Genomic DNA, 4,487 nt, shown 5'->3' on the forward strand with positions numbered 1-4,487 from the left:
CGTCCGCCCCGCGGCGCAACGCCCCGGCGGTGTCGGCCACCCGGGCGCCGAGCGCGCCGGACCAGCGCCGTACCGCGGACTCCAGGTCGGCCAGCGCCGCCCCGGCCCGCCAGCCGTCCGGCGCCGCCACCAGCAGCGCCTCCGGCGCCGCCCCCGGCCCTCGGGCCAGCCGGTACGCGTCGTCGGCCAGCTCCCGTGCGACCGCGCGCAGCAGCTCCGGGTCGACGTCGAACGGTTTCTCCACCACGTGACCTCCCCACGTCGCCCGACGCCACCCACCGGCCCCGGACACCGGGACGCTAGGCCGTCCGGCGACCCGGCCGCCGACCCCTGTGGACAACGGCCGGGGTTTTCCACAGGGCGTTTCCGTCAGCCGGTCCCGGGTTCGTACCGCCGGTAGGGTGAGGCCGTGATCGGGACAGCCGCGGGCGGGCGCTGAGCCGGCGCGACGAACGGGACGGGGTGGCATGAGACCGGTATGGCGCGTCGCGGACGTTCGCGCGGCGGAGGCGGGCCTGATGGCCACCCTTCCGCCCGGGGCGCTGATGCAGCGGGCCGCGGCCGGGCTGGCCCGGCGCTGCGCCCTGCTGCTCGGTGACCGGGGCGGGGTCTACGGCGCCCGGGTGCTGCTGCTGATCGGCTCCGGCGACAACGGCGGTGACGCGCTCTTCGCGGGCGCGCACCTGGCCCGCCGGGGCGCGGCGGTGGCCGCGCTGCTGCTGAGCCCCGGGCGGGCGCACGCGGAAGGGCTGGCGGCCCTGCGTGCCGCCGGCGGGCGCGTCGTCGACCGCCCGCCCGCCGGAGCCGACCTGGTGCTCGACGGGATCGTGGGCATCGGCGGCACCGGTGGGCTGCGGGAGACCGCCGAGCAGTTGGCCGCGAGCCTGACCGGGCAGCGCGGGCGCGACGGCGGGCCCGCTACGGTGGTCGCTGTCGATGTGCCGAGCGGCGTCGCTGTCGACACCGGCCACGTCCCGCTGACCGACGCCGGGCGGCCCCGCGCGGTCCGCGCCGACGTGACGGTGGCGTTCGGCGCGCTCAAACCGGCGCTGGTCGTCGGCCCGGCCGCCGAGCTGGCCGGCGAGGTCGAGCTGGTCGACATCGGGCTGACGCCGTGGCTGCGCGGCACCCCGGCGCTCCAGGTGATCGAGCAGACGGACGTGGTCGGCTGGTGGCCGGAGCTGGGCGCGTCGTCGGAGAAGTACACCAGGGGCGTGGTCGGCGTGGCCACCGGCTCGGCCACCTACCCCGGCGCCGCGGTGCTCTCGGTCGCCGGGGCGCTCGCCGGCCCGACCGGCCTGGTCCGCTACGCCGGGAGCGCCAAGGGCGAGGTGCTGCACCAGCACCCGTCGGTGATCGCCACCGGCCGGGTCGCGGACGCGGGCCGGGTGCAGGCGTGGGTGTGCGGCTCCGGCCTCGGTACGGGCGAGGAGTCCGCCGCCGAGCTGCGCGCGGTGCTTGCCGCGCCGGTGCCGGTGGTGCTCGACGCGGACGCGCTGACGCTGCTCGTCGACGGCAAGCTGGCCGACCGGCTGCGCGGCCGGGACGCGCCGATCGTGGTGACGCCGCACGACCGGGAGTACGCCCGGCTCTGCGGCGAGATGCCGGGGGAGGACCGGGTCGCCGCCGCGCTGCGGCTGGCCGCCTGGATGAACGCGGTGGTGCTGCTCAAGGGTGACCACACGATCATCGGCACGCCCGACGGCCGCGCGTACGTGAACCCGACCGGCACGCCGGTGCTCGCCACCGGTGGCACCGGCGACGTGCTGGCCGGGTTGCTCGGTTCGCTGCTCGCCGCCGGGCTGGCCCCGGAGCGGGCGGCCGCCGCGGCGGCGTACCTGCACGGGCTTGCCGGCCGGGAGGCGGCGCGCGGCGGTCCGGTCACCGCGCCCGACGTGGCGGCGGCGTTGCGTCCGGTACTGGCCCGGCTGGGCTGATCCGGGCGGCGACGCCCGGGTGGCGACGGGCACCGCCCGCACGGCTCAGGGCGCTGATGATCACTGACGGAAGTAGGCTGGGGACATGTGGCAGTCGGAGGTGCGCGTCGACCTGGACGCGATCCGGGAGAACGTGACCCGGCTCAAGGCCGGCACCAGCGCCGAGCTGATGGCGGTGGTCAAGGGCGACGGCTACGGCCACGGCATGGTGCCCGCCGCCCGCGCGGCGCTCGACGCGGGGGCGGACCAGCTCGGCGTCTGCACGCTGGACGAGGCGCTGCGGCTGCGCCAGGACGGCATCACCGCGCCGGTGCTGGCCTGGCTGCTCACACCCGGGCTGCCGCTGCACGACGGGATCACCGTCGGCGTCGACCTCGGCTGCGCCAGCCTCACCCAGCTCGACGAGATGATCGAGGCGAGCCGCCGGGCGGACCGCCCGGCCCGGCTGCACCTCAAGATCGACACCGGGTTGGCGCGGGGCGGCGCCACCGTCGCCGACTGGCCGGCGCTGCTGGAGGCCGCCGCGAAGGCCCAGGCCGACGGCCTGGTCGAGGTGGTCGGCGTGTGGAGCCACTTCGTGTACGCGGACTCGCCCGGCCACCCCACCACCGACCGCCAGCTCGCCGTCTTCCACGAGGGGCTGGAGATGGTGAAGCGCGCCGGTCTGCGCCCTCGGTACCGCCACCTGGCCAACTCGGCCGCCACGCTGACCCGGCCGGACACGCACTTCGACCTGGTCCGGCCCGGCATCGCGGTCTACGGTCTGTCGCCGGTCGCGGGCGAGCAGTTCGGCCTGCGCCCGGCGATGACCGCCCGCGCCCGGGTGATGCTGACCAAGCGGGTCGCGGCCGGCACCGGCGTCTCCTACGGGCACACCTACCTCACCGAGCAGGAGACCAACCTGGCGGTGGTGCCGCTCGGCTACGCCGACGGTGTGCCCCGGCACGCCTCCAACACCGGCCCGGTGCACCTCGCCGGCAAGCGCCGGAACATTTCCGGCCGGGTCTGCATGGACCAGTTCGTGGTCGACTGCGGCGACGACGAGGTGGCCGCCGGTGACATGGTGACGCTGTTCGGCGACGGCGCGGACGGCGGGCCCACAGCCGACGACTGGGCCGAGGCGGTCGGCACCATCAACTACGAGATCGTGACCCGTTTCGGCGGCGTGCGCGTGCCCCGGTTCTACGACGGCGAGCGCGCATGAGTCTCCGGTTGCCGCGTCCGCGTACCGCCGCCGGCAAGGTCGCCGGGCTGGTCGGCGCCGCCGTCGGGGTGGCCGCCGCCGGGCTCGCGGCGGGCGTGGTCAGCGAGCGGGTGCTGGTCCGCCGGCTCAAGAACGACCCCACCGACAGGTACGCCGACGAGGTCTTCGGCGAGCAGCGCTACGACCAGGCGTACCGGCTGGAGATGCCGGACGGCACCGACATCCACGTGGAGGTGGTCGAGCCGACCCGCCCGGTCGCCGGGCACCCGACTGTGGTGCTGGTGCACGGGTTCTGCCTGGACATGGGCACGTTCCACTTCCAGCGCAAGCGGCTCGCCGAGCGCGGCGACTACCGGGTGGTCGCGTACGACCAGCCGGGGCACGGCCGTTCCGGCCGGCTGGAGAGCGGCGAGTACGACCTGACCGCGCTGGGCCACACGCTGCGCCGGGTGCTCGACGAGGTGGCCCCGGAGGGCCCGCTGGTGCTGGTCGGGCACTCGATGGGCGGCATGACGATCATGGCGCTGGCCGAGCTGTACCCGGAGATGTTCGGTGACCGCGTGGTCGGCACCGTGCTGATGGCGACCTCGGGCGGTCTGGCGGCGGAGACGAAGCTGGTGGCGCCCGCGCTGCTCGGCCGCGTCGGCTCGCCGGTGCTCTACATGATGAGCAACGCCACCCGGTACGGCGGCACGGTGATCGACCGGGCGCGCCGGTCGACCTCGAACGTGGCCTGGCTGCTCACCCGCAAGTACGGCTTCGGCACCTCGGCGCCGAGCCCGGCCCTGGTGTCGTACGTCGAGATGATGAACTCGCGCACCTCGGCCGACACGGTGACGCGCTACCTGCGCACGATCGCCACCCACTCCCGGTTCCCGGCCCTGGCCGCGCTGGCCGGCACGCCGGTGCTGGTGATCGTGGGGGACAAGGACATGATCACGCCGGTGACGCACTCCGAGGAGATCGTCCGGCGGCTGCCGCACGCCGAGTTCGTGAAGATCGACGACAGTGGGCACGTGGTGATGCTGGAGCACGCCGACGAGGTGAACGTGGCTCTGGAGAGGTTCCTGGATTCGCTATGACAGTGGTCGTGGAGCTGAAGACGGTCGACGACACCCACGAGTTCGGGCGTCGGCTGGCCGGGGTGCTGCGCGCGGGTGACCTGCTGCTGCTCAGTGGCCCGCTCGGGGCCGGCAAGACCGCGCTGACCCAGGGCATCGGCGCCGGCCTGGGCGTACGCGGCGACATCACCTCGCCCACCTTCGTCATCGCCCGGGTGCACCGCCCCGACCCGGATCGGGGCGGCCGGGTGACGCTCGTGCACGCCGACGCGTACCGCCTGGGTG

At 75.4% G+C, this 4,487-nt stretch carries 5 protein-coding genes; 4 read left to right on the forward strand and 1 reads right to left on the reverse strand.

The features are described from left to right. On the reverse strand, nt 1–247 hold a 247-nt coding region (locus tag KBX39_RS24175), incomplete at its 3' end, for a hypothetical protein (protein ID WP_210872651.1). A 220-nt stretch (nt 248–467) separates the two neighbouring features. On the opposite strand from KBX39_RS24175, the gene KBX39_RS24180 reads away from it, so the two are divergent. From KBX39_RS24180 to KBX39_RS24195, 4 genes are all read left to right on the forward strand, one after another. Then, on the forward strand, nt 468–1,937 hold the full coding sequence (locus KBX39_RS24180) for an NAD(P)H-hydrate dehydratase (RefSeq protein WP_043328303.1): 1,470 nt from the start codon (nt 468–470) through the stop codon (nt 1,935–1,937). 85 nt (nt 1,938–2,022) lie between these two features. Continuing rightward, nucleotides 2,023–3,141 (forward strand): alanine racemase, encoded by a 1,119-nt coding sequence (gene alr / locus KBX39_RS24185; RefSeq protein WP_210872653.1) that lies wholly within the window; start codon nt 2,023–2,025, stop codon nt 3,139–3,141. Further along, nucleotides 3,138–4,223, forward strand: a complete 1,086-nt coding sequence (locus tag KBX39_RS24190; protein ID WP_210872655.1) for an alpha/beta fold hydrolase — start codon at nt 3,138–3,140, stop codon at nt 4,221–4,223. Before alr ends, KBX39_RS24190 begins: the two co-directional genes overlap by 4 nt. Next, a partial coding sequence (locus KBX39_RS24195) for a tRNA (adenosine(37)-N6)-threonylcarbamoyltransferase complex ATPase subunit type 1 TsaE (protein WP_210872657.1) occupies nt 4,220–4,487 on the forward strand: 268 nt, incomplete at its 3' end. The genes KBX39_RS24190 and KBX39_RS24195, both read left to right, overlap by 4 nt.

This window comes from Micromonospora sp. D75, assembly GCF_018070405.1.
In the GTDB taxonomy this organism is placed as follows: Bacteria; Actinomycetota; Actinomycetes; order Mycobacteriales; family Micromonosporaceae; genus Micromonospora; species Micromonospora chalcea.

Bases quoted from the DNA above. Each gene is read 5' to 3' on its own strand.
- KBX39_RS24180 (WP_043328303.1), top strand. From the start codon at position 468: ATGAGACCGGTATGGCGCGTCGCGGACGTTCGCGCGGCGGAGGCGGGC.
- KBX39_RS24190 (WP_210872655.1), top strand. From the start codon at position 3,138: ATGAGTCTCCGGTTGCCGCGTCCGCGTACCGCCGCCGGCAAGGTCGCC.
- alr (WP_210872653.1), top strand. From the start codon at position 2,023: ATGTGGCAGTCGGAGGTGCGCGTCGACCTGGACGCGATCCGGGAGAAC.